The 26,023-nt window shown below is 26.1% G+C and carries 22 protein-coding genes; 2 read left to right on the plus strand and 20 right to left on the minus strand.

Features of this window, described 5'->3' with window-relative positions:
* Positions 1–131: 131 nt before the first annotated feature.
* The 15 genes from AVBRAN12647_RS04165 to AVBRAN12647_RS04235 all read right to left on the minus strand — a co-directional run bounded on the left by AVBRAN12647_RS04165 (position 132) and on the right by AVBRAN12647_RS04235 (position 14,809).
* Positions 132–1,244 carry an NAD(P)/FAD-dependent oxidoreductase gene (locus tag AVBRAN12647_RS04165; RefSeq protein ID WP_336614746.1) on the minus strand — a complete coding sequence of 371 codons (1,113 nt, stop codon included), beginning with the start codon at positions 1,242–1,244 and terminating at the stop codon, positions 132–134.
* Positions 1,245–1,255: 11 nt separating this feature from the next.
* Positions 1,256–2,014, minus strand: coding sequence for an AMIN domain-containing protein (locus AVBRAN12647_RS04170; RefSeq protein ID WP_336608762.1), 759 nt, complete (start codon positions 2,012–2,014; stop codon positions 1,256–1,258).
* Entirely contained in the window at positions 2,014–3,264 is a 1,251-nt protein-coding gene (locus tag AVBRAN12647_RS04175) for a coproporphyrinogen III oxidase family protein (RefSeq protein WP_239802643.1), read from the minus strand. The genes AVBRAN12647_RS04170 and AVBRAN12647_RS04175 overlap by 1 nt, the downstream gene beginning before the upstream one ends.
* 71 nt (positions 3,265–3,335) lie before the next feature.
* A complete protein-coding gene (locus AVBRAN12647_RS04180; protein WP_214117998.1) occupies positions 3,336–4,310 on the minus strand; it encodes a putative transporter in 975 nt (324 codons plus the stop codon).
* A gap of 67 nt (positions 4,311–4,377) precedes the next feature.
* Entirely contained in the window at positions 4,378–6,189 is a 1,812-nt protein-coding gene (mrdA, locus tag AVBRAN12647_RS04185) for a penicillin-binding protein 2 (RefSeq protein ID WP_214117996.1), read from the minus strand.
* A 451-nt stretch (positions 6,190–6,640) separates the two neighbouring features.
* Complete coding sequence (yihA, locus tag AVBRAN12647_RS04190) at positions 6,641–7,219, minus strand: ribosome biogenesis GTP-binding protein YihA/YsxC (RefSeq protein WP_214117994.1); 579 nt, start codon at positions 7,217–7,219, stop codon at positions 6,641–6,643.
* Positions 7,216–7,668 carry a lipopolysaccharide transport periplasmic protein LptA gene (lptA, locus tag AVBRAN12647_RS04195; RefSeq protein WP_214117992.1) on the minus strand — a complete coding sequence of 151 codons (453 nt, stop codon included), beginning with the start codon at positions 7,666–7,668 and terminating at the stop codon, positions 7,216–7,218. The genes yihA and lptA overlap by 4 nt, the downstream gene beginning before the upstream one ends.
* On the minus strand, positions 7,653–8,150 hold the full coding sequence (gene lptC, locus AVBRAN12647_RS04200) for an LPS export ABC transporter periplasmic protein LptC (protein ID WP_214117990.1): 498 nt from the start codon (positions 8,148–8,150) through the stop codon (positions 7,653–7,655). The genes lptA and lptC overlap by 16 nt, the downstream gene beginning before the upstream one ends.
* Positions 8,144–8,620, minus strand: coding sequence for a KdsC family phosphatase (locus AVBRAN12647_RS04205; protein ID WP_214117989.1), 477 nt, complete (start codon positions 8,618–8,620; stop codon positions 8,144–8,146). Before AVBRAN12647_RS04205 ends, lptC begins: the two co-directional genes overlap by 7 nt.
* A gap of 2 nt (positions 8,621–8,622) precedes the next feature.
* Complete coding sequence (locus AVBRAN12647_RS04210; protein ID WP_336609694.1) at positions 8,623–9,378, minus strand: septal ring lytic transglycosylase RlpA family protein; 756 nt, start codon at positions 9,376–9,378, stop codon at positions 8,623–8,625.
* A complete protein-coding gene (locus AVBRAN12647_RS04215; protein ID WP_336609695.1) occupies positions 9,375–10,457 on the minus strand; it encodes a lytic transglycosylase domain-containing protein in 1,083 nt (360 codons plus the stop codon). The genes AVBRAN12647_RS04210 and AVBRAN12647_RS04215 overlap by 4 nt, the downstream gene beginning before the upstream one ends.
* The gene (locus AVBRAN12647_RS04220; protein WP_336614747.1) at positions 10,454–11,209 is read right to left on the minus strand and encodes a TatD family hydrolase; all 756 of its coding nucleotides are present in this window, start codon (positions 11,207–11,209) and stop codon (positions 10,454–10,456) included. Before AVBRAN12647_RS04220 ends, AVBRAN12647_RS04215 begins: the two co-directional genes overlap by 4 nt.
* Positions 11,210–11,211: 2 nt before the next feature.
* Positions 11,212–12,459, minus strand: a complete 1,248-nt coding sequence (locus AVBRAN12647_RS04225) for a GGDEF domain-containing response regulator (RefSeq protein WP_214117982.1) — start codon at positions 12,457–12,459, stop codon at positions 11,212–11,214.
* Positions 12,456–13,976 (minus strand): AAA family ATPase, encoded by a 1,521-nt coding sequence (locus AVBRAN12647_RS04230; RefSeq protein ID WP_336614748.1) that lies wholly within the window; start codon positions 13,974–13,976, stop codon positions 12,456–12,458. The genes AVBRAN12647_RS04225 and AVBRAN12647_RS04230 overlap by 4 nt, the downstream gene beginning before the upstream one ends.
* Positions 13,973–14,809, minus strand: coding sequence for an NAD(+)/NADH kinase (locus AVBRAN12647_RS04235; RefSeq protein WP_336607464.1), 837 nt, complete (start codon positions 14,807–14,809; stop codon positions 13,973–13,975). Before AVBRAN12647_RS04235 ends, AVBRAN12647_RS04230 begins: the two co-directional genes overlap by 4 nt.
* Before the next feature lie 87 nt (positions 14,810–14,896).
* On the opposite strand from AVBRAN12647_RS04235, the gene aspS reads away from it, so the two are divergent.
* Positions 14,897–16,654, plus strand: a complete 1,758-nt coding sequence (gene aspS / locus AVBRAN12647_RS04240; RefSeq protein WP_336614749.1) for an aspartate--tRNA ligase — start codon at positions 14,897–14,899, stop codon at positions 16,652–16,654.
* A gap of 31 nt (positions 16,655–16,685) precedes the next feature.
* Complete coding sequence (locus AVBRAN12647_RS04245) at positions 16,686–18,617, plus strand: capsular polysaccharide biosynthesis protein (RefSeq protein WP_239802650.1); 1,932 nt, start codon at positions 16,686–16,688, stop codon at positions 18,615–18,617.
* Positions 18,618–18,633: 16 nt separating this feature from the next.
* On the opposite strand, the gene AVBRAN12647_RS04250 is transcribed toward AVBRAN12647_RS04245, so the two are convergent.
* The 5 genes from AVBRAN12647_RS04250 to AVBRAN12647_RS04270 form a co-directional block, all read right to left on the minus strand.
* Entirely contained in the window at positions 18,634–18,843 is a 210-nt protein-coding gene (locus tag AVBRAN12647_RS04250) for a zinc ribbon-containing protein (RefSeq protein WP_239802651.1), read from the minus strand.
* A gap of 480 nt (positions 18,844–19,323) precedes the next feature.
* Entirely contained in the window at positions 19,324–21,048 is a 1,725-nt protein-coding gene (locus AVBRAN12647_RS04255) for an SGNH/GDSL hydrolase family protein (RefSeq protein WP_239802652.1), read from the minus strand.
* Between the two features lie 14 nt (positions 21,049–21,062).
* Entirely contained in the window at positions 21,063–21,245 is a 183-nt protein-coding gene (locus AVBRAN12647_RS04260; RefSeq protein ID WP_336609700.1) for a hypothetical protein, read from the minus strand.
* On the minus strand, positions 21,229–22,491 hold the full coding sequence (locus tag AVBRAN12647_RS04265; protein ID WP_336609701.1) for a GT-D fold domain-containing glycosyltransferase: 1,263 nt from the start codon (positions 22,489–22,491) through the stop codon (positions 21,229–21,231). Before AVBRAN12647_RS04265 ends, AVBRAN12647_RS04260 begins: the two co-directional genes overlap by 17 nt.
* 12 nt (positions 22,492–22,503) lie before the next feature.
* The coding region (locus tag AVBRAN12647_RS04270) for a glycosyltransferase (protein ID WP_336609702.1) at positions 22,504–26,023 on the minus strand (3,520 nt) is incomplete at its 5' end.

Consider the following 26,023-nt stretch of genomic DNA (forward strand, 5'->3'; position numbering starts at 1 on the left):
AAACATTAGATTTTAAAGTTTAATAAAGAGTAAGATTTGTGTGTAATTTTGTAATTTATTTTAAAGTGTGTAAATTCGTAATATTTTTGTAAAATTTAATTCAAATTCTAAAAAGAATTTGAATTAAAAATTTATAGACCTTTAAATCCAAATAATTTATATTGCCATTTTAATTCTGTGATTTTTTTAAGAACTTTTGCTAAAAATCCACTAAAATCTTTGCCTTGAATACTTGCAACGGCATATTTTTCACTAAGAGAGCAAACACTTCCTTGGTCTTTATAAATAAATGTTTCTTTAAATTCTTCATTATTTAACCTAGCACTTAAACTTCTTGCTAAATAATTACCTTGCTTGCAAGCTATTTGAGCTGTTGGAGCAAATGGTCTATCATTATTCATAATTAAAGAACAATCTCCTAAAATATAACAATTTGAATAATTTGGCGCTTGTAAAAACCCATTAACTAATATTCTATTATTTTTGTTTTCAAATACACTATTTTTAATAACTTCACTTCCCTTAACACCAGCTGTAAAAATTATATTTTTTGAATCTATATAAGTATCTTCATTGTTTAAATACAATCTATCCCCAACTTTTTTAATAATTTTATGAGATGTTAAAACTTTTACACCTAATTTTTCAAGATAATTTCTTGCTATTTTTGCTAAATCTTTGTTATACATAGGCAAAATCTCATCCATAGCTTCAACTATGCTAATTTTTGCATCAATTCCTTTGCTTTTGCAAACTTGAGCTATAGAAGCACATAATTCAACACCACTAAATCCAGCTCCACAAATTACAATATTTTTATAAATACTTTCAGATTTTTCTAAATTAGAATAAATAATTTCTTTGGTTTTTAAAGCGTCTTCATAAGTTCCGATTTCATAAGCTTCATCAAGCCCTTCTATACCAAAAGTATTTTTATTAGCACCTAAACCTACATAAATCTCATCAAAATCATAATCAGTATTTTTGCAATATAATTTATTTCCTTCAATTTTAATAGCACTATCTTGAATAATTACAATTTCACTAGGAATTATATCTTTTAAAGGAATTTTAATATTTTTTTCACTCTCATTTGCTGCAATTTTATGCAATTCTGTAGTTTTATAATGATATGAATTATTATTAATTAGTAAAAATTCAGCCTTTGTTAAATCTTCCTTGCTTAGACTTTTAATTAAAGATAAATTTGCATATCCAGCACCTAAAAAAATTATTTTTTTCATAACACCCCTTTTTATTGTAATTTAATTAAATATTCTTTAGATTTTTTTTCAATATTATAATTATATATACCATCAAGTTTTATTACAAGACGATAAAAATTTCTATGAACTCCAGTATAAATTTCATCAAAATAATTAGCTTTTATTTCAAATGATTTATTTTTTAAACTTGGATTAATTTTAAAATCCATAACAATTCTATTTGGTTTTTTTAAACTAAATTCCCTAATTAATTCGCTATTTGTTTTAATTGAAATATTTTTTTTGTCTATAACTATTTTAAAATTATTTGATATGTCTAATGATAAAGGTGTATATTCTGTGGTTTTACTAATTTGATTTTCTTTGTTTTCTTCTTTCTTAACTTCAGTAATTTTAGTAGTATTTTGCTCCACATTAGAATTGTCATCGTTAGCATTTTCTTGATTTTTTAATGCAAGTTTTATTTTATCAACTTCTTTTAATTCAGTTTTTGCTTCTTCTTTATCTTGGTTTGTAAGCTCTTGGGCGTCAAGTAGCATATAAACCTTATGCCAATCAAGAGCCTCATTAATATCTAATTCAAATTCTTTCAATGTCCCATCTACATTTGTATAAATAAGTTTCATTTTATTTAAAATTCTAGCATCGCTTGGAACACTAAAAGCTGTTTTTTTAAATTCCTTTATCTCTTCAATAGGACTTGGATTATTGATTTTTACAATAGGCACAAATGGATTTTCTCTAGCAAAAAGCATTGAGCTTATTAGTAAAAATAAATATTTTTTCATTATAAATCCTTTCTAAAATAAGCCCTTACTAAATCCATATTTATATAAAATTCTTTCATCAAGGTAAGTGCTAGATATTTACCAAAAAAAGTATTATTAATAATACCATTATTTATGTTAATTGCTCCAATAGTCTGCATTGCTTTTAGTTTTAGCCCTAAGTGTTTTTCTAAATCACAATTATAATTAGAATTAAAATTATTAATATTCAAATTATCCTTAAAAAACTCTGTTAGAAAAATATAATTAATTCTATCTTCAGGACTAAAATCTATGTGAGCTAATTTTTGATTTTTACCAGCTAAAACCTTAGCTTTATAATCATCTAATTTAAAAGCATTTACTAAAAGCTTATTATTTGTAAAAGAAAAAGCCCCACTACCAGCACCAATGTATTCGTGATGTGTGCTTACATATTCATCATTAAAACTAGTTCTATCCTTAGAAAAACTCCAAGAGTTATTTTGCTCATAATCACTAAAGTATTCGCAAATTATCTTATAAAATTCATATTCATTATCTTGTTTATCTATGCCTAATTTAGCTGCAATTATTTCTTTAGTAAGATTAGATTTCATCAGTGGATATAAAGTAATTTGTGATGGAGCAATATTTTTAGCTAATTCAATATCTTTTATTAACATTTGTTTTGTTTGTGATGGAAAATTAAAAATCAAATCAATACTAAAAGTTGGCAAAATACCATTAGCTAATTCTAATTTTTTTACTAATTCTTTTTGATTTCCAAACTTTTCCAAACGATTAACTTTTCTTAAAATTTCATCATCAAAACTCTGCACCCCACAACTAAGCCTATCAATAAGCCCTTTAAAGTCTTTTAAAGCTTCAGGCTTTATATGATTTGGGTCACTCTCACAAGAAATCTCTTCAATACTAAATAAATCCTTACATAAACTAAGTGTTTTTATAAGTTCTGCTTCATTGATTAAAGTAGTTCCGCCACCAACATAAAGTGTATTAAAATCGTATCCTAAATCCTTAAATTGCTGTAATTCAATTCTTAAAGTTTTAAAATATTCTTTACATAATTCTTCATCATAAGCAAATTTGTGAAAGCTACAATAAGGACAAAAAGTATGGCAAAACGGAACATGAATATATAGCATTACCTTTTTACCATCTTTAGATTTTTCTAAATTAACTTCATTTTTAAAATTAAACTTAGACTTAAGCTCTTTGTTAAGAAAATTGCAAGTATATTTTAAAGCTTGATTTTGTAAAAAATTCATTAATAACCTTTATTAAAAATTAAAAAATGCCATTAGTTTATACAAATAAAATTAATTCAAAATAACATAAATTAAGAATTAATTTTAAAATTAATATGCTCTTCAAATTCTTTTAAACGCTTGTGAATACTTCTTAATTCTGTAATAGTTGTCCAGTTTTTAGTAAGAACACTAAAGCTTGAACGAACACTACTAAAAGCATTATTGATTTGAACTAAAACACCTAGGGCAATTATTCCTAAGAATAAATTTTGCCCTACTATCAAATAAGCAAAAATCACCATAAATTGTTCGTATAAATATAGCCAAACATCAAAATATCCATAGTGCAAAAACAATCTTTTGTAATTAAACTTAAGCCCTGTAAAAAGCTCAAACATTTGCTCTGGTAATGCGTGATTGGTTCTATCATTTTCTGCATAAACTAGTTCTTTTCTAAAAGCAGCTTCGGCTTTTTGATTGTTATATTCAAGATTAGGAAGTTTAATTCCAACAAACCAAGATATAATAAGACCACCAACACTTGTCAATAAAGCCCACATAATTAAACCTGATTGAAAATTAAAAATAGGCAAAACTAAATTAGCCCCTAAAGTATATAAAATAGGCAAAAAGGCAATCAGGGTCATAAAAGCCTTTATAATATCAACACCCAAGCTCTCAACGATTTTTGCAAATCTATATATATCTTCTTGAATACGCTGTGATGAGCCTTCTATATAATCATTATTCTTACGCCAAGCCTTAAGATAAGCAAATGTAATAGCTTCTCTCCAAGCAAAAGCAAAATGCCTAGAAAAAAACGCTGTTAATGTAGCTATTAAAATATAAGGTAAAGCTATAAATAAAAAATCACTCAAGCCACTTAAAAACTGCTCGTAGGTGCTATTTTGTGGTGCTGCTTGTAAGAGATTATAAAAATCTTTATACCAATTATTGATTTGTACATTAAGTAAGGTTTGAGAAAAAATTGCAAGTAAAATAAGCAAACTCCCGCCCCAAGACCATAAAAACCATTTTTTAGATAAATAAAATGCTCTAAACATATAAATCCTTGCAAAAAAATAGGCTAATCATAATAATTTATCTTTAATACATTTAGAATTTGAAATATCATTTATGTTTTTTAAATCCCTTTTGATATTGCTCATCAATATAGCCTAATTCTAATAATTTATTAAATATTTTTGCAACAATTGGCCCAGAAGTAGCACCTCCGTGCATTCCATGCTCAACTAGAACAACCACGGCATATTTTGGCTCTTCATAAGGTCCATAAGCATTCATCCAAGCGTGACTTCTTGTGTAATATTCCATATTTTCTTCTTTCATACGCTTTTTTTCACTTTGAGAAATCCCTACAACTTGCGCTGTGCCTGTTTTGGCTGCTAATGTGATTTTACTCTCTAATAAAGGTTTATATCCTGTGCCTTTAGGTGTATTTGCTACATCATACATAGCTGCTCTAATATATTTTAAATCTTGTTGTTCGCTTTGAGTAAAAATATCTTTTTTAACAATTTCAACTTTTTCTTTATTTATTTCATCTACAAAATGTGGCTTTATTTCATATCCACTAGCTAATTTTGCTGTATAGACTGCTACTTGCATTGGAGTTGCTAGGAAATTACCTTGCCCTATGCTAGTAATTAAAGTTTCACCTTGATACCAAGGCTGATTATATCTTGAACTTTTCCATACTTTATTTGGTAATATACCAACACTCTCAAGTGGTAAATCAATATCTGTTTTTCTACCAAATCCAAGCTTATATAAACTTGCACTTATATCAGCTATTCCAACTTTTAAACTGCCTTTATAAAAATAATCATCACAACTTGACCTAATAGCAGTTCTTAAATCCATAACCCCATGCCCATATACATTATGGCATCTAAATTTTCTACCACCAAAATCAAAAGAACCAGAACAAGTAAAAGTAGTATTAGTATCTATTTTACCACTTTGTAAAAACGATAAGCCTACGCCCATTTTTACAACCGAGCCAGGCGGATAACGACCATTTATAATCTTATTTGTAAAAGGATGGTCTAAATCTTGTATCATCATATCCCATTCGTTTTGTGAAATTCCAGTAACAAAAGGATTTAAATCATACTCTGGATAAGAACCTGCTGCAATAATTGAGCCATCTTCAATATTTAAAACAACTGCTGAACCACTAATATTTTTAAACAATTCATCTAAGTATTGCTGCATTCTTATATCAATAGTGAGTTTTATGTCATTTTCCATAATTGGTTTTTTAAACTCAATTTCTTCTACTTCTTGATTGATGGAATTTACTTTTGTAACTTTTTTGCCAGGCGTGCCTTGTAATATATCATCATAATATTTTTCTATGCCTGTTTTTCCAATTTTTTTTGTAACTTTTACAACATCATTATTTACCATATCTTCAGCATTTGCCCTTGCCACATAGCCTATTATATGACTTGCTAAAGAATTAAATGGATATAGTCTTTTAACACTTGGTTTTATTAATATATTATCATCTAAATTCAGCTCAAAATAACAAGGATTTATCTTCTCATACTCTATAAAATCTATAATTTCTATTTCATCTTGATTGTAATAGCTATTTTCTCTTTTATATATTTTAATAATTTTATCAATATCTAAATCACTAAAGCATTTTAGAATTTTATTAGTTGTTACATCTAATAAATTACTACTTAAATGTGGTTTTAAAGATATTGAAAATCCGAGCTGATTAACAGCTAATGGGGTATTATTTCTATCTAATATTATCCCTCTAATAGGCGGAATTAATTCTTCTTTGGTTGAATTCTTTTGTGCTAGTTCTTCATAATAATCATTGCTATAAATACTAAGCCAATATACCCTAGAAAGTAGCATTATAAAAAATGACAATATTACAAAAATTACAAATTTTAATCTCACACAATACCTCTAAACAAAATAATTGATAATAAAGATTCAAGGCATATATAATAAATAAAAATATTGCTTAATTTAAGCACTTCTAGTTCAAATAAATAAGAAAATAATAAATTTAAAAATATATCTATAAAATATACAAATATTATAAAAATAATTATCAAAATATCCCTATTTTTAAGTTTGTAAATCAACTTATCATAAAAATAATAAAAAAATATTAAAAACGCTATTGTAGTGCTAAACAGCACTAATCCGTGGGTTATTTCAATAAGACATAGATATAAAATAATAAGCAAGCTAGTTTTATCAAAACCACTTTTTTTAAAATGTATAATCAAAAATACAAAAAAAACTCCGAGTAAAGGTGGTAAAAAAAATGTAATAGAGCATAGTAATTGGTAAAAAAATAAAACAAATATTGTTATATAATAGCTTAACCCAACTCGTTCTTTCATTTAATAAACTCATATATTTTTTCCTGCAATTTATCTATACCTTTTTTACTAGCACTTGATACATAAATTGCATCTTTATATTTTGATTTTAGCTTTGAAAATTCACTCTGATTTAATTTATCAATTTTTGTAAAAACCTTTATATAAATTTGATTTTCATTCATAAAATCTTGTAAATATTCATAAACACCTTCATCTATATCTAAATCATCGTGTCTTGAGTCTATTAAATGAATAAAGCATTTTATTTCTTTTCTTTTTTGTAAAAATTCATTTAAATTCTTGTTCCAAGCAGCTTTTTTATCCTTAGAAACCCTTGCATATCCAAAACCTGGTAAATCTATTAAAATCAATTTGTTTTTATCCGCAAATGTAACTTCAAAAAAATTAATTAATTGAGTTTTTCCTGGAGTTGAAGATGATTTTGCAAGACCTTTGTGATTTGCTAAAGCATTTATTAAAGAGCTTTTACCTACATTAGAACGACCTAAAAAAGCAATTTCACCTAAATTATATTCTTGTGTTTGAAAATATTTTTCACAAGATATTAAAAATTTTGCACTTACTATATTCATTTTGCTATCTCAAAAATTAATTTAACTGGCTTATTAGCTTTATCGCTTTTTACTTTATATGTTCCATCATTTTGGTTTATATAAATATAATCTGCTGATAATTCTTTGTTATTTTCTGTAATTTTAACATTCCCTATAAGCTCATAAGTATTTTTATTTACATCATAAACAATCTTATCTGCTTTGCCTTTGAAATTATCTTTATTTAAACTTATAGAAAAACTTGTTACATATTGTGCTTCATAGCTAGCAATTTTATTATCCTTATTTGTTCTTATTGTCAATATTTGACAATTTAAATAATCTTTACCTTGCCTTATGCTAACATCTTTGCTAAATACCCCAGTTTGATTATCTTTATTACCTTCAAAAATTTTTGCATTAATCTCAATTTTTTCAGCATATAAACTACATAAAGATAATAATAAAATAACTATTTTTCTATACATAAATCAACCTCTTTTAATAATAAATCTGAAGAATTTAAATTATAACTAAAAGAATTAGCATTAATTAAACTATTATTATAGGTTACTTTAGTTTTACTCAAAGAGCTTAAGATTTTTTCATTTATTGAATAATTTAATACATCGCTTTCAAGCTTAATTAGATTATCTTTATATTTAACATCGCCATTTAATACTATAATATTATTTTCTTTAGTTGCCTTATTACTACTTAAATGCTTTTCTAAATCATTTATACTCAAATCTATCAAATTATCTTGATTATTTATTTTGTAATATTGCTTAGCATAAGCTATTTTTTCAAGCTTATTGCTAAGCTCATAACCAATAATATCATTAGCTTCAAGACTTTTAAAATCAAGTTGATAATTCATCTTATCAATATCATAAGGCTTTTGTATTATTATAAAAAAAAGCATAGATAGCATAGAAACTAAAATAATATTAAAAGTTTTTATTAACACTTAATCCACTGCTTTAATTGATTATTTTCTTTTACAATAATTTCAAGCATTTCATGCACACAACCATATCCACCTTTTGTATTTAAAATTCTTCCAAAAATTTTTGCCCCATCTTTAGGAATAAAAGGTAGCTTAACAGATTTTAAAAGGTCTAAATCGTTATAATAGTCCCCTATTGCAGCAACTTCATCAAAAGTAATATTTAAATCTTTCAGTAATGTTTTAGCACAACTTAGCTTATCCTTAATACCACAATATACATATTCAATGCCTAAATCTCTTGCCCTATTTAAAACAACTTCAGAACTTCTTCCTGTAATAATTGCAAATTTTATACCCAATTCTTTAGCTTTTAAAATAGCAGCTCCATCTTTTACATTAAATTCTTTAATCAAATCAGCATTAGGAGAATAAATAATTTTACCATCACTTAAACATCCATCAATATCTAAAATAACTAATTTAATCATTCTTACTCCCTAAATATAAATGAACCTAGAAAATTAGCTAAGTTTATAAAATCCTTTGCTTCTTCTTCACTTCTAAAGCCTTTTAAAAACACTCTATAAAATCCATCGCTAGAATTTAATACTTTACTTGTATAACCTTTATAATTTGCATATCTTTTTGCTAAATTATAAGCATTTACAGAGCTTTTAAACGCTCCTATTTGTATCATAAAATCTCCACCCATAATACTATTTACACTATTTTGAATGTTGGAATTTGTATTAGATATTTGAGGTTTAATATTGTCTTGATTAAAGCCTAATATAGTTAATTTTACCCTTGCAGTGCCTTTTTTAGTCATATCTATTTCATGCGCTGCACGATTTGATAAATCAATAATTCTTCCAGCAACAAATGGCCCTCTATCATTAACTCTTACTACAACACTTTTTCCATTTTCTAAATTATCAACTCTAACCATTGTATTCATAGGTAAAGTTTTATGAGCTGCTGTCATAGAATTTGTATTAAAAGTTTCTCCATTTGAAGTCTTTTTACCATGAAAACCTGGGCCATACCAACTAGCAATACCAGTTTCAGTATCTCCAATATCAACCTTACTTGGATAATAAGTCTTACCATTTATTGTATAAGGTCTCATTGTAGCTGGAGTATTTGGTTTAGCTACTCCATAATTATAATTTTGGTTTAAGCTACTTGTAGTTGAACAAGCAGCAAATAAAAATAAAAAACTAGCGAAAACTAAATATTTTTTCAATTTTTAGCCTCCTTACTATCATCATATACTAATACAGGAATTAATAAAGTTTGATTAATTCCAATTCTATCATCTTTTAAATTATTATAAGCTCTTAAAGCATTTGTAGAAACACCATTTTTCTTAGCTATTGCATATATTGTATCACCTTGTTTTACCCTATAGCTTATTACATTTTTTACATTATTTTTAGCATACTTAATAGGATTTGAGTTATCTTTATAAGCTGCTATCTTTTCTATTGGTAAATAAGCATAATAATTATAAGGTGGTGCAAAATTGCCTTTAAATTGTGGGTTTAAATCTTTAAATTCACTTAAGCTAATCCCAGCTTTTCTAGCAATTGATGATAAACTTTCTTTTGGTTTTACATCAACTTTACCTATATTAAGTGCCATAACTTGATTTAACAAATAAATATCACCATACTTAGCAATATCATTTTCTGCTATTAAACTAGTACTTAAAATCTTTTTGAAAAATCTTCTTGTTTCTTTAGGTAAATATTTTTGGTCTTCATCTAATAATACACTTAATTCATCACTACCTGCATTTTTAATAGCTTTTCTAACACAGCCATTTCCACAATTGTAAGCAAAAATAGCTAAATACCATTTACCAAATTCATCTTTTAGCCTATGCAAATATTTTGCAGCAGCAACACTAGCAGCTACAACATCTTTTCTTTCATCAATAAATTTGTCAATTTTTAGACCAAAATTCTTAGCAGTAGGTTCCATAAATTGCCAAACACCTGTAGCTTTTACTCCAGATTTAGCATCTGTTTTAAAATTACTCTCAACCATAGCAAGATATAAAAAAACATCAGGAACACCTTCTTTTTTTAAAATTGCTTTAATAATTGGAATATTCATATTAGCTTCATTCAATACTTTTGTAAAATAAAGCACTTCTCTTTCACTCATATCGTAAAAAATTTCCATAAAAGATTGGTCTTGTAAATATCTTAAATCTACATCAATACTTTTTAAGATTTTTTCTTGTTTATCGTATTTATCTACTGAAAAATTCGCATATAAACAAATACTTGTAACTATTAATAATATAAATTTTTTCAAATTAATCCTTTAAATAATTTTTTTGCGTTATTTGTTGTAAGTTCTTCTATCTCCTCAATTGATTTATTTAGTATTTCTGCCATTTTTTGTGCAACCAATTTGCAATATTTTGGCTCATTTAAAGTCCCCCTGTGTGGATGCGGGGTAAGATAAGGCGAATCAGTTTCTATAAGTAATCTATCTGTTTTGATTTTAGGTAAGATTTCAACTAAGTTTTTTGCATTTTTAAATGTAAGCACTCCTCCAATTCCATAATAAAATCTATCGCTTAATTCCAATAGAATTGGACTTGCATTAAAACAATGCAATACTCCAAAAGCTTCTTTATAAGCCTTTAATATTTCTAAAGAATCAGCATTTGCATCTCTTATATGTATTATTAATGGTAGTTTTCTTTCAATTGATAGTTCAATCTGTTTTTTGAATACTTCTTTTTGTAGATTTTTTTCTTCTTCGCTAGGATTTTTATAATAATCTAAACCACATTCTCCTATTGCAACACATTTACTATCTTCTAAAAAACTCTTTAAGTAGTCTAAATCAAAATCTTGTATATCATAAGGATGAACTCCGGCAGCAAAATATACATTATCATATTTATGTGAAATATCACTAGCTTTTTGTAATGTTTTTATATCAGCACCTGGAATAATATGAAGTTTTACTTCTTCATTGCTAGCATTAAGCAAAACTTCATCTAAGATATCATCATATCTTTCATCATCTAAATGCGTATGAGTATCAATTATCACTATTATTCGCCTTCATAAACTTCAACTCTATCACGACCATTTCTTTTAGCGTCATATAAAGCTTCATCAGCTTTTTTAATCATTTCTTCTATTTCTGATTTTTTAGAGCCTACTGCAACTCCTATTGAAGCTGTGAAATTAATTGGTTTATCAAGATACATAGCAGGAGTTGATTTAATTGCACTTCTAATCTTCACTGCCATTTTAATAGCGTCTTCTTTCTTAATATTTTTAATTAATAAACAAAATTCTTCGCCACCAAATCTAGCAACCATATCCCCGCCCTTAACTTGTTCAAGTAGAGTTTGACCACATTGAACAATAACGCTATCTCCTGCAGCATGACCTAGTGTATCGTTAATGTTTTTAAATTTATCTATATCTATCATTAATACAGCAAAATCAACATCATCATTGATTTTTGAATAATATTCTTTGCTAGCCTCAAAAAAGCTTTTTCTATTATTTAATTTTGTTAAAAAGTCCTTTTCAGCACTTTCTTTTAGTTGTTCTGAATAATAAATTAAATCTATACTATTATTAATCCTACAAATAATATTCTCTCTTGAAAATGGCTTTTGAATAAAATCATTTGCTCCGGTTTTTAGCATTCTAGCACCAACATCATCACTTCCGTGAGCTGTTAAAACTATTATTCCTAATTGATTTTTATTATAAGATTTTCTAACTTCTTTTATAAGTTCTTCACCAGAAACTGCTGGCATTTCTTTATCTGTTAAAATAAGTTTTACATCAGGGTGTTGTTCTAAATATCCTAATGCTTCAGCTCCATGAGCTGCTGGGAAAACTTGGAATTTGTAAGCTTGCAAAATATTTTTAATAATATTTCTCATAGCCATTGAATCTTCAGCCACTATAATTTTTGTATTTTCGTTTCTTTGTAAGCGTTCAATAATATCTATTATATAATCAACACATTCGCTACCTTCTTTTAGCACATAATCAACAATGTCTTTATCCATAAAACTTTTTCTTGTAGCGTCATCATCAAGTCCAGTTAGAATAATACTTGGAATTTTCTTAGATAGAGCATAATCAACAACTTGACCATGCATAGCATCAGGCAAACATAAATCAAGTAATGCAGCAAAATACTGATTATTATCTAGCAACTCTTTAGCCTCTGCAAAATCATAAGCTACATCAAATTCGCAATTTAATGCGCCACTAACTTTTTTTGCTATTGCTTTAGCTAACATCTTATTGTCATCTACTAATAGTAATTTCATTCTTTTCCTTCTAATATGGTTTTTGCAAAATCTAAGGCTGATTGACTGATATTCTCATCACTAATCATTCTTGCAAGTTCATTTGCTACTTCATCTTTTCTAAGCTCTCTTGCAAAGCTTTTATTGTTTTCTTTACTTACTAAAAAATGCTGATTTGCTTTTGCACAAATCCAAGGCATATGAGTTATTACAAATATTTGATAATGCTTACTTAATTTACTAATTACATTTGCAATACTAATAGCCTCTTTTCCGCTTAAATTAGCATCTATCTCATCTAAAAATATATAACCATTCGCATAATCAATAAAATCAGCAAAACTAGCCAAAAATGCAAGTCTTAATCTATTTAACTCGCCCGAGCTAATCTCTTTAAAACCCGCTTTATTTAGACTGATTTCAAATCTATCTATGCCGTTAATTCCTAGTTCAAATTCCACTAACCTAAGAGCAATTTTGTCTAAGTATAACAAATTTAGATAATCATTAATTTTACACTCAAGTTCATTAAGGTAAATTAATCTTATTTTTGATATAGCTTTCGCATCGCTTATAAGCTTATTTTTTAGAGTTTTAAGCTCTTTTTCAATATTGTCTTTTTCGTAATCAATATTTTCATAAATATTTAATTCTTTTTCTTTATCTTTTAGTATATTTAACGCATCTTCAACGCTTCCATAACGCTTTACTAGATAATGAAGCTTTTCTAATCTATTTAAAATCTCTTCAATATCTAACTCACTACTATCATTACTTAAATCATTATAAATATCATTTAATTCATTCATAGCACTTACAAAAAATTCACTATCAATATTAGCTAATCTTAAAAGCTCTAAAACACTGCTCTCATAGGCAAAAATGCCTTCTGATTTTCTTAAAGCTTGTTCTATTTTATCTCTTTTTGAAAGCTTGGTTTTAATATCTAATAATTTTTCATATTCGCCTATTTTTGGATTTATATCTTTAATTTTTTTAATTTCTAAGCTTAATAATTCTTTTAAATCATTGATTTTATTTTCATCTTCACATAATTTTTTGTATTCTTTTTCTAATTCATCTAATTTTTTAAAATTATTTTTATATTCATTTAAAGTATTTTCATAATTTTGTTCTTTTTTAACTATGATTAAATCTAGCATTTTTAATAAATAATTTGGCTCAAAATCATCATAATTTTTAGCCGATAAATAGCGAATATTACTAGCATTTAGCTCACTCATAATCTTTTTTGAAACTGCTTGATTGTTTATAAAATATCTAGTAACTTTATCCTTTTTAACCCTAAAAACATTTGGATTAGAATTTTCTATACTTTCATCATTTATCTTATCATCTATGCTAATTTCTAAAAGACTTGCACTGCTTTCAAAAATTCCAAAAGTTGCTAATATGCTTTTAAAAATCACTGATTTTCCAGCTCCACTAGAACCTGTAAAAACTATAAGACCATTTTTAAATTCTAAGTTAAGTTCATCAAAAGTTATATTATTTGTAAAATATAATCTTTCTATCATCTTACTTCTCCCCAATTAAGCTTTTCATTTAAAACCCTAAAATAAGAGCTATTTTTACGCCTAATAATATTTGCTCTTACATTACTAAGCCCTATTCTAACGCTTTTAAATTCATCTTTATTAAATACTTCTTGCCCATCTATACTTAAAGTGCAATTTGCACTCATAACATCAATAAAAAAACTTTTAGGTAATACTATTGGTCTTTGAGTAAGCGAATGAGAACAAATTGGAGTTAGCATAAAAACACGGCTTAATGGATAAATAATTGAGCCACCTGCACTAAGATTATAAGCAGTTGAACCTGAAGGAGTGGAGATTATAAGCCCATCGGCATTATAGTTATTAAAAATATCTCCTTTAAAACTCGTTTTTATATCCGCTAATAATAAATGATTTGCTCTATTAAATACTGCGTCATTAAAAGCATATTTTTGTAAGATTTTGCCATTATTTAGCTTTATTTGAACACTTAGTAAAAATGGTCGCTCAAGTTTATATGAACCATTTAAAAACTCATTCATACCGGTTTCAAATTCTGTAGTTTTAAACTCTGTTAAAAAGCCTAAATTACCGGCATTTACTCCAAACACAGGAATATTAGAATTTGCTAGATATCTACAAGCTGAAATTATATTTCCATCTCCACCTAAGGATATTAATAATCCCACATTTTCTAAATCAAATTCTATTTCATTTTTTCTATCATTTATATATATTAAATATTCAATATTTTTACTATTAAGATAATTTTTTATATTATTTAATTCCAAACTATCTTCTAAACCTAATTTGCAAAATATAATTATTTTTTTAATTTCTTTATTTTTCATAATCTTTTCTTATTCTTTTTATTATAAATTTACAATTTTTGAGTAAAAATCAATTAATTTAATAAAAATTCATGTTAAGGAAAGAAATTGAGAACACATTATAGCACTGAGCTTAGCATTAAAAACATTGATGAAGAAGTAGTTGTAGCTGGATTTGTAAATAGCTACCGCGACCATGGTGGAGTTGTATTTTTAGATTTAAGAGATAAAGAAGGTATTATTCAATTAGTATGTGACCCTGAAATAAACAAAAATGCTCACGAAATAGCAAGCAGCTTAAGAGATGAGTATGTAATAAGTGCTAAAGGTAAGATTAGAGCTAGAGGCGAAGGTTTAGTAAATCCAAGACTAAAAACTGGAGAAATTGAAATAGTATGTAGCGAAATTGAACTAATTAATAGTGCAAAAGCGCTACCTTTTGATATAAATGATTTAAATGTTAATGAAGAATTAAGACTAAAATATAGATTTTTAAGTCTTAGAAATCCTAAATTATTAGATAATTTTAAAAAGCGTTCAATCATTACAACAGCAGCTAGAAATGCTTTAACAAAATTAGGCTTTATGGAAGTTGAAACTCCGATTTTAACAAAAGCTACACCTGAAGGTGCAAGAGATTATTTAGTTCCATCTCGTGTGCATGAAGGCGAATTTTATGCGTTACCACAAAGCCCACAATTATTCAAACAACTTTTAATGGTTGCTGGGTTTGATAAATACTTTCAAATTGCAAAATGCTTTAGAGATGAAGATTTAAGAGCTGATAGACAACCTGAATTTACTCAAATAGATGTTGAGATGAGTTTTTGCGACCAAGAAATGGTTATGCAAAATGCTGAAACTTTCTTAAGAGAAACATTTGCAAGTGTTGGCATTACAATGCCTCTTAAAGTAAAAAGAATGACCTATAATGAAGCAATGGAAAACTATGGAAGTGATAAACCTGATTTAAGATTTGATATGCCAATGATTGATGTTGCACACATTTTTGCAAAGTCAAATAACGCTATTTTTAGTGAACCTGCAAAAGATACTAAGAAAAATCGTGTAAAAGCAATTGTTGTTAAAAATGGAGATAATATTTTTTCAAAACGCCAAATGCAAGGATTTGAAGAATATGTTAGAAAATTTGGTGCTAAAGGTCTAGCGTTTATTCAAATGAAAGAAGATGGACCAAAAGGACCATTAACTAAATTTTTTGATGATGATGGAGCTGAGCTTATAAATTTCTTAAAAGAAAAAGCAGATTTTAGTGTAGGAGATGTAGTATTCTTTGGCGTTGGTGCTAAAAAAACCGTTTTAGATTATATGGGAAGATTTAGATTATTCTTAGCAAATGAATTAAAGATTATTGATGAAAATAAATTTGAGTTTTTATGGGTTGTTGACTTTCCTATGTTTGAGCAAAATGACGATGGAAGCTATTCGGCAATGCACCATCCATTCACAATGCCAAAAAATATTGATGCACCAATTGATGAGATAAATTCTATTGCTTATGATATAGTATTAAACGGAGTTGAGCTTGGTGGTGGAAGTATAAGAATTCATAGAAGCGATATTCAACAAAAAGTATTTAAATTACTTGGAATTAGCGAAGATGAACAAAAAGAAAAATTTGGCTTTTTACTAGATGCATTAAGCTATGGAGCACCTAGTCATGGTGGATTTGCAATAGGGCTTGATAGATTATTAATGCTAGTTACAAAATCTAGCTCAATTAGAGATGTAATAGCATTCCCTAAAACTCAAAGAGCGCAATGTCTAATGACTGACGCACCAAGCAAAGTTGCTTATGCACAGCTAAATGAATTACACATTGCACTAAAAGAAAGTAAAAAATAATTTTTACCCCTAAAAAAGGGGTTTTTATCCTATGTTAATTAGATATTTTAAACAATATAAACTTCGTAAAAATGTTAAAAACTTTTTAAATCTTTCTTGGCGTGATGCAAGTTGCAATGGTGTTTATTATGGCTGGGGAAGAAAGGAAAGTGGAAGAATAGCCAAGAATTTAGCTAAAAAAAATAATGCTAAATTTTGCTTACTTGAAGATGGGCTTATTCGCTCTTTAGGGCTTGGCATTAATGATAAAAATAGCTTTTCACTAGTATTTGATGATATTGGGATTTATTACGATGCAACCGCTGCTAGTAGATTAGAAAATATTTTAAATACTTACGAGTTTAGCGAAGATGAATTAGAGCAAGCAAAAAAAGCTATCAAATATCTAGTAGATAATAATATAAGCAAATATAACAATGCTTACAAAGAATTTAAATTAGGGAATAAAGATAATGTTTTAGTGATTTTACAGAGTGCAAATGATCTATCACTTAAATATGGTTTAGCTAATAATATTAATTCACTTGATATGATTAAAGATGCAATTAAAGAAAACCCTAATTCTAAAATATATATAAAAATTCATCCAGATGTACTAAGCAGCAAAAAACAAAGCGATATAAATATAAATGAAATTCCACAAGAATGCGAGATTATAAGCGATAGTTATAATCCAATAATTTTACTTAAAAACTTTAAAAAGGTTTATACAAAAACTTCAACAATGGGGTTTGAAGCTTTACTTTGTGGGTGTGAATGCGTGTGCTATGGAATGCCTTTTTATGCAGGATGGGGAATTACAAAAGATAAACAAAAATGTGAGCGTAGAATAAAAATAAGAAATATTGAAGAAATATTTTATGCTATGTATTTTTTATATACGAAATATTATAATCCCTACTCTGAAGATATTTCAGATATTTTTGATACTATGAAAACCATGGTGCAATTTAGAGAAATTTATAAGGCTAATTCAGGGAGATTATTTTTCTTTGGGTTTTCTTTATGGAAAAGAGCTCATACAAAGCATTTTTTTAAATCATTTGATAATAAAATAATTTTCATGAACTCTTTAAGTGCCTTAAAGCGGTATAAGGTTACAGAAAACGATAAAGCATTTATATGGGGTAAAAAATATGATAAAGATGAACTCGAAAAGTATTTTAAGAATGTTAGCATAGTAGAAGATGGTTTTATACGCTCAATTGGACTTGGCTCAAACCTTACTAAAGCATACTCATTAGTAGTTGATGATATGGGAATTTATTTTGACCCTCAACTTCCAAGTAGATTAGAATATATCCTAAAAAATACCAATTTTAGCGATGAGTTAATAGAAGAAGCAAAAGAGATTAGAAAACTAATTTTAGATAATTCATTTTCTAAATACAATTGCTTAAAACATCAAGAATTGCCAAAAAGAAAACAAAAAACAATACTAATTCCAGCACAAGTTGAAGATGATGCATCTATCAAATGTGGTGGTTTAGGATATGATACTTTAAAACTTATAAAGCAAGTTAGAGCTGAAAATCCAGAGGCTTATATAATATATAAAGTTCATCCTGATGTAGTAGCTGGTAATCGTAAAGGACTTAAGGATGAGAAAATTATCTTAAAATATTGCGATGAAATTATAACTGATATTAGTATAGATAGTTGTATAAAAGCTTGTGATGAGGTTCATACTATCACATCAACAGCAGGATATGATGCACTTATCCGAGATAAAGTAGTAGTAACTTATGGGGCTCCATTTTACGCTGGCTGGGGTTTAACCATTGATAAAAACATAACTCCAGAAATCCTATCCCATCGAGGAAGAAAACTAAGCATTAACGAGCTAATAATAGGGGTTGTTATCTTGTATCCTAGATATTTAAACCCTATATCTACCAATTTAACTAAATCTACAAGTACAATTAGGGTGCTTATCAGTAAAAACTCAAATGATAAAATATAACAATCTTATTTAGTACCTATTTACGTGTTGGATACGGATCTTTTGGTGCATCACCAACGCCAGATAAACAGTCCCACTTATTTGTTACACGAGGATGTTTAACTTTCATTAATGGGCAAGGCGGTAAGCTTGTTACTGATTGCACAGGTAGTTTATATCCACACACAGTACACTTATAAGTACCTGATGATACATCTGAACCAATAGGAATATTATTCTTTTTCATATTTTTCTCCTTATAGATATAATATAAATACAACACCAATTTATTAATCATATTTATATTGAAAATTATATACCAAATACGGTAATTTTATGCTTTACTATTAAAAAGAGACTAATCACAATAATTCAATAATTAAATACTCACATTTAAGTAACCTATTTTATGAGTAAATATAAAAAAACTACTATTTTCTTAAAAAATTGAAATATTAGATTTTATTATATTTATCAATATTATTAATATTTTCTAAAATCATTTATATTTTCACACCTGACAAACCATAAATAATTTTATCTATCAATATTTTTCAATATTACCAATAAAATACACTTAAACGTCAATAAACCAATCTCTAAGATTATCCTTATATCCTCAATATTCAAATGACAAAAACAAATGTATTTTATAATCTAACACGTATTATAAATAATTTAATCAGCTAAATTTTATATTAGCTGATCTAAAATAAATATTAATTTATTATTCTTCATCATAGTTTATATAAGAATAAATAATCTTTTGAACAAAGTTATCTTCAATACTAAAACATTTTTTTAAAATATTACATATGTCTTGTTCTGAATATTTATAGAATTTTAACCTAAAACTTATATCTAAAATTCCACCATTAATACAATCCATTTCTATTGTTGTTGGCTTGTTGTGCCAAGCAGAAAAAGTATCATATGTTTTTGAATTAATAGTGAGTTTGTCATATGTAACCCAAATTGGTAAAAAATTATTATCCTTATCTTTAACACACGACGATAAAAATTTAAATGATATTTTCCCACTTAAATGCGTTTTAATTTTTAAATTAAAATCACTAGTTTCTATTTTATTATTATAAATTATCATCCCCTTTCCATTTGATGCATCATACCATTTAGGATATTCAACTACAACTCCATTGCTACAATTTGTGTCAAATTCTTGATGGTTATTTTCCATAAACACATCAATTCTAAAAGTTTTTAGTGTTTTTAAAATTTTTTTAATCTCTATTAGATCTTTGCTATCATTATTTTCATGTTGAATTGCTTTTTCATAATATTCATTAGACACATCTACTGCAAAATCTACATCTGGCAATATTTTACTCAAGTCCTTGTTGACTATTATATCATTAGCATAAATCTCATATATTTCATCTAAAGTTAATTTTAAAGATTTACTACATAAAAATAAAGAAATAAAATCTAAAAAATCTATTTTACAAGTATCGTTAAAAGTTGCACTTGTATGCTCACCCCATTCAGTTTCTTCTTTTTCATTGTCAAAATAATGCAATTTTGTACTATTATCAATTAAAAAATCATTTTGAACAGTTGAGAATTGATTAAAATACGAAAACGCTTTTACTAGATTATTTTTATCATTAGATATTTTTATCAATGAATATGTCCCATAATATCTATCCGGTACTATAGATAATTTATCATCTTTATTCCAAGTATGTATACCAACTATAAACCAACCACTATATTTTGATAACTTTGCTATTTCAGTATCTTTATTTAATCTTAAAACCTTTTCACAATAGCATGAATTTTTATGCACCAAATCAGAATCTTTAGAAAATATATCTTCATAGTTTATTATTTTGAATTCTAAATCTAATAAATTTACATCATTAGGATTTGGCATATCAATTAAATTATAATTTTTAATTATATTAGCTCCTATTTTTCTCATTATACTATTTAAAGGATGATTAGCATCTGGTTTTTTAAAAAATTCAAACAAATTTTTAGATATCATGTATTGTTGCATATCAACAACGCTAATATCATACAAATTACAATAGGATTTATGTATGTTATAAATAACTTTATGATTGATATTATTTTCATCATAGAGTGGTTGAGAAATTAGTAAAGATACGACTTTAGTTTTTAATTTAGATAATTCATTATAAAGATAATGAGCATTTCTTTCTATCATGCTTATATTGTATCTAGAATATAAATATTTAATAAAATCATTCAAATAAGCATCTATAATAACCAAATCAAAAGTTTTTATCTTATCAATATTGCGTGTTAGTTCATAAAGTCTATGTGCAGAACCTGGGCCCCCAAGAGATAAATTTAAAAATTCATGATTACCCCCCCCCACAATATTAGAATTTAAAGTATCCTTTAAACCACGTTGCAAGCCTTCAAGCATTACACCATTACTACCACCGATCAAACAAACCTTCATTTAATTTCCTTTTTTTATTTAATAATTTCAACAATCTGACTTAAATAATCTTTATCTTTACACTCCGGAACATTCCTTTGATTTATTTCATTAACATACTTGCCAGGTACAGGACCTCTTTGACCAAATCCACGTAAGGAACATTCATAAATTATATCTAAATGACCTATATCAAGAGCTCTATACCCCCCCCCCAACAGTTAAGTCATACGCTAACACCGTAGCTGTTGGTCCTAAAGCTATTAAAAATAAATGACTATTATCTATTTTATTGCAAGCTTTTAATATATCATCGTATTTATCAAAAGCATTTTCTTTAGGACACAGTATTCTTTTGATACTTTTCACATTATCCAACAAATCATTACCTACGCCCATTCTTGTTGCTTCACCCTCGACAATAACTATATCTTTATCTTTCCATATATTTTTAAATTTCAATACATTACTTACGTTTCTTGTTATCTCAGCATTCCCATAATTTTTATTATAATTTACAATAGTATTATATAATTCTCTTTTAGTTTTTACTACAAAATGTAACCAAGTAGATTCATCTTTAATATCAAAACTATAACAATTGTTATAATGAGGACTTATACAAGTAAACACACTATCATTATTATTTTGAATTATTTCTATCAGTCTATTTGATAGTTGTAAATTATATTTTTGAAACCCAACTTCAAATTTACCAAACATTAAACCTATTTCTCCATCTCCAAATCTAACTAATGACCTATTTGATTTTACAAGCTCATCCATTGTAGAATCTAAACTTAAAATTTTTAATTTTGGTTGCAAATATGTCTTAATATTTTGTAATTCATTTTCTAAATAAATTATTTTTTTTATCAAATATTCATTTAGATTATCTTTGTTATTGAAAGAACTTATTTCTTGCACAATTTCTAAAATAGCTTGATTGATATTCTTATCAGTATGTATTTTTAAAATTTTAGCAATGTCTTGTAATTCAGACCTATTATAGCTATATAATTCTAACTTTAAATCTAATTCTACTATATCGTCTTTTTTTGCAGACAAATTTGACATGATATCTAAACTTTTATTATGCCATAAAGCTACTTTTTCATCTAGCATTTCTTGTTTATTAATTTTAAATGATTTATATACTACATAAATAGGGTACGGGCTATCATCTAGCATTATTAGACTATTTTTTAAATTAATTTTTAATTTACAATCGCAATTGACTTTAATTTTAATACTATCATCCAATATATTATTAAATATAATAGCACCTTTTGAATTAATTTTGTTTAACCACTCTGGATATATAATTTTTGTGTTTGTATCATTACCAACAAACTCAATTATATTTTTACCATCTATATTATTTTTTAGCTCGGTCGCTAATATATCTAAGCGATAACTAGATATTGTCTTATATATTTTTTCTTTTAATTCTCTAACTTCCATATCTACCTCTATTTAATTTAATTTTTCTTTTAATTGTTCAATTTCTTTTATTAACTTTGCGTTTTCTTCTTTGATAAGGTCTAGGATTTCTCGTCTAGTATTAAATTTTACATACTTCAAACCTAAGAAATAATATCTTGTTTTATATTTTTCTCTTGTGATTGAGAAAATACGATTTGGTTGTTTTAATTTAGTTGATTTTTCATACTCCAGTCTGTTTTTAATAATATTTTCAATAATATTATTTATATCTTTAGGCTCTACTCCACTAGAAAGCTTAATTATTAATTCTTTTAGTTCACTTTTAGTATAAGGATATGGTGCTTTGGTTACCTCTATGTCTATCATCTCATTATCCTTAACCTTCATTTCATAGGTAAAAGCTTTATCATGCCAAGTAGTAATAGGCTCCCTTAAAATCTCTTTTCCATTTATCTTGATTGATTGATAGTTGACATACAAAGGAATCATTTTATTATTATATTTTCTATAAATTCCCATAAACTTAAACACTAAATTACCATTACATCTAGTTTTAATTTGAAAACTATCTTTATAGTTTTTACTAGCTAAAATTGCTCCTATACCATTATTATCTGCAAACCAGCTAGGGGTACTTATACTTATATTTGAACTATGATTTAACAATCTTATATTGTTTTTATATGTTCTCACATTTCTTATATTAATTTTAAAATATTTACTACCAATATAATCTACTTCTAATTTAATTATTTGTTTATTTAATACATATTTTTTTATCTTATATGAAGTATTTTTAGTAATATTTAATGGCTTTTGCAAAAGATTTTTACCATTTATTTTAATCTGATTATAAATAATATTTTCATTATCACAAAATAAATCTATAACAAGTAGGCCACTATTGATTATTATAAATTCAATAATATTATTATTGCCAAAAATACTATAACCGTTACTTTTTTCTGTTGATATACTTATATGTTTATTTATCTTTTGAATAATATCAATATTGTTTTTGTTAATACCAAAATTTTTTACATCAATACGACTTGAACTTAATACACTTAAATATGTTAAATATTCATCCTTAATATTAAAATTATCAAAATTATTTGATTTAAAATTTATTTCTTTTTCTGCAATTTTCATCCATTCATAATACAATTCTCTAATATTAAAATCATATTGTTCTATATTTTTAATATTCCAAGGCTTCAAATCTGTGTTATAATGAATTATTTTTGCATATTTTACTAATTTTTTTTCTTCTAAAAATATATTTTGATTAAAAAATAAATAATTCCATTGATAGTTCCATATGATTTCTAATAATTTCTTACGACCTTGACAAGCCATATTTAACAAATCTTGATCTGGATATTCTAAATCTCTATACTTATCAATTAATTCAAAACATTTATTTTTAATTTTTTCAATTATAAATTTTTTTGTATCAATCAACAATACACCAGAATTAATATATTCATTTTTGTTCATATTTAATTGTTTTATTTTTTTTTCATACTTATCTACAGGATTGATGATAGCACCTAATATATTACCTTCTAAATCAATATTATAAAATTCAGATATGTCACCTTTTATAAGAATATCACAATCTAAGTAAATAATTTTTTCATAACTTTTAAGGATTTCAGGAGCTAAAATTCTATAATACATCTCTATACTGAAATGATTTGTACTATATAAATTATATTGCTGAATATAATTAAAAACATCTATAAATTCTATATATATATTATCTTTTATTTTTGTATTAAAAATCTTATCCATACTATCTTTTTTTAAGTTACTATAAAAAATAAATATATGATATTCATCATTATTATTTACAGTATTAGATAATGATTTCAAAGCTACTCTCAAATAATCCACATAATAGTCATTAGTCGCAAAAATAACTGGTATATAATTTTTAGAAAAAACTATATTTTTTATTTGTTCTACAACTTTAATATCAATTAGATCTACACTAAATATTTTATCCTGCATACACTCATCTTTAAGTAATTTTCTAAAAATTCCCCTATCTTTTAAAGAAATCCTATTTTTATAAAAGTAAATATAAGAATTATATTTTCTTAACAACAAGATATTATATAGGTATTGAAACTTACTATTTTTTTTCATAATGTTAAATACATGTTGTTGCTCCAAGAAGATAGTATAAACACAAGATTTTTTAAACATTGAAGCTTCTTCATTATCTTGTCTGTAATAGTAAAAAGCTTCATCTAAATACATTATTTTATCTGCTAAATAAGTGGTACAATAATCAAATCCTATATCTTGATGTGATGCTCCTGGAGTTTCATTGAAAGTAATATAATTGCTATCTAAAAAAACTTTTTTAAATATTCCTGTTGGGTTTATCACAAAACCTAGCTTATCTTTATCATTAACTCCATTAAAAATTTTGTTATAACAATTATCATTTATAACTTTATTTAGAGTACTAACATTGTTTTTGTATATATAATAGTTTGATTTTAATACATCCAAATCATTTTCTTTAGCGACTTTATAAAGTCTTTTATACATATCTAAAGCTATGAAATCATCAGGTTCAACTATGCCTATATATTCACTATTAGCAACACGTAAACCACAGTTCATAGAATTTCCATATCCTGTATTAATCTTATCAATTATTTTAATATTTCTATGCCTATTTGCAAAATCATTTAATATATCTAAAGAATTATCACTTGAGCCATCATTAACGCAAATAATTTCAATATAATCAAAAGTCTGACTAGTTATAGAATTTAAACATTCTTGTAAATACTTAGATACATTAAATATAGGAATAATTATAGAAACTTTTGCTTTCTCTAAGTTAGTATAAATTTTGCAATATCTTTTAAGTGAAAGTTCAACTAATTTTTGTTTGACTAAATTTATGTCATCATTGTCTACATTTTTAATCTTTCCCCAATACTCCTTTTTCAATCTCATTAGGCTTAAATCGTAAAGTTTATTTAAATTATTCTTATTTGTATAATCTAAAATTTCTAAAAATGCGTTCAAAATATCAATTACTCTACTATTGTCCCAAGTGACTGTTTTATGCTCCATTCTGTAAGTATAAGTATGAGATTTTACAACATATATTTTTTTTGCACAATCCATAGCCTTAATCATAAAAATAGGATCTTGATATCTTTTATAATTTGGAAAAAATATATTATTTTTTAAAACCATCTTTCTACTATAAATAAACCTTTGAAAGCCATAATCAAACTGATAGTCTGAATAGTCCATTATCCCATCATATTTAAATAAATCTTTATTGTTATCCTTTTGATAGCACTCTTTTTTATTTTCATCGTATATCAATAACGATCCGCCACAAATTAGTACATTATTTAAAATTGCTTTTTGATATAAAATTAAAATCACATTATTGTCTGGATAATAATCATCAGGATCAATGAATGCTAAAAATTCCCCTTTTGCTTTTTGTATCCCCTCATTTCTTGAATACCCTACTCCACAATTTATCCTGCTAACAACAAAGATGCGA

Origin of the sequence: Campylobacter sp. RM12647 (genome assembly GCF_020138135.1) — a bacterium.
In the GTDB taxonomy this organism is placed as follows: domain Bacteria; phylum Campylobacterota; class Campylobacteria; order Campylobacterales; family Campylobacteraceae; genus Campylobacter_E.

What these genes read in the sequence shown, in the direction of transcription:
- AVBRAN12647_RS04165 (WP_336614746.1), bottom strand. Translation starts at nt 1,244, where the DNA reads ATGAAAAAAATAATTTTTTTAGGTGCTGGATATGCAAATTTATCTTTA.
- AVBRAN12647_RS04170 (WP_336608762.1), bottom strand. Translation starts at nt 2,014, where the DNA reads ATGAAAAAATATTTATTTTTACTAATAAGCTCAATGCTTTTTGCTAGA.
- AVBRAN12647_RS04175 (WP_239802643.1), bottom strand. Translation starts at nt 3,264, where the DNA reads ATGAATTTTTTACAAAATCAAGCTTTAAAATATACTTGCAATTTTCTT.
- AVBRAN12647_RS04180 (WP_214117998.1), bottom strand. Translation starts at nt 4,310, where the DNA reads ATGTTTAGAGCATTTTATTTATCTAAAAAATGGTTTTTATGGTCTTGG.
- yihA (WP_214117994.1), bottom strand. Translation starts at nt 7,219, where the DNA reads ATGAATATAGTAAGTGCAAAATTTTTAATATCTTGTGAAAAATATTTT.
- lptA (WP_214117992.1), bottom strand. Translation starts at nt 7,668, where the DNA reads ATGTATAGAAAAATAGTTATTTTATTATTATCTTTATGTAGTTTATAT.
- AVBRAN12647_RS04205 (WP_214117989.1), bottom strand. Translation starts at nt 8,620, where the DNA reads ATGATTAAATTAGTTATTTTAGATATTGATGGATGTTTAAGTGATGGT.
- AVBRAN12647_RS04225 (WP_214117982.1), bottom strand. Translation starts at nt 12,459, where the DNA reads ATGAAATTACTATTAGTAGATGACAATAAGATGTTAGCTAAAGCAATA.
- AVBRAN12647_RS04230 (WP_336614748.1), bottom strand. Translation starts at nt 13,976, where the DNA reads ATGATAGAAAGATTATATTTTACAAATAATATAACTTTTGATGAACTT.
- AVBRAN12647_RS04235 (WP_336607464.1), bottom strand. Translation starts at nt 14,809, where the DNA reads ATGAAAAATAAAGAAATTAAAAAAATAATTATATTTTGCAAATTAGGT.
- AVBRAN12647_RS04245 (WP_239802650.1), top strand. Translation starts at nt 16,686, where the DNA reads ATGTTAATTAGATATTTTAAACAATATAAACTTCGTAAAAATGTTAAA.
- AVBRAN12647_RS04250 (WP_239802651.1), bottom strand. Translation starts at nt 18,843, where the DNA reads ATGAAAAAGAATAATATTCCTATTGGTTCAGATGTATCATCAGGTACT.
- AVBRAN12647_RS04255 (WP_239802652.1), bottom strand. Translation starts at nt 21,048, where the DNA reads ATGAAGGTTTGTTTGATCGGTGGTAGTAATGGTGTAATGCTTGAAGGC.
- AVBRAN12647_RS04265 (WP_336609701.1), bottom strand. Translation starts at nt 22,491, where the DNA reads ATGGAAGTTAGAGAATTAAAAGAAAAAATATATAAGACAATATCTAGT.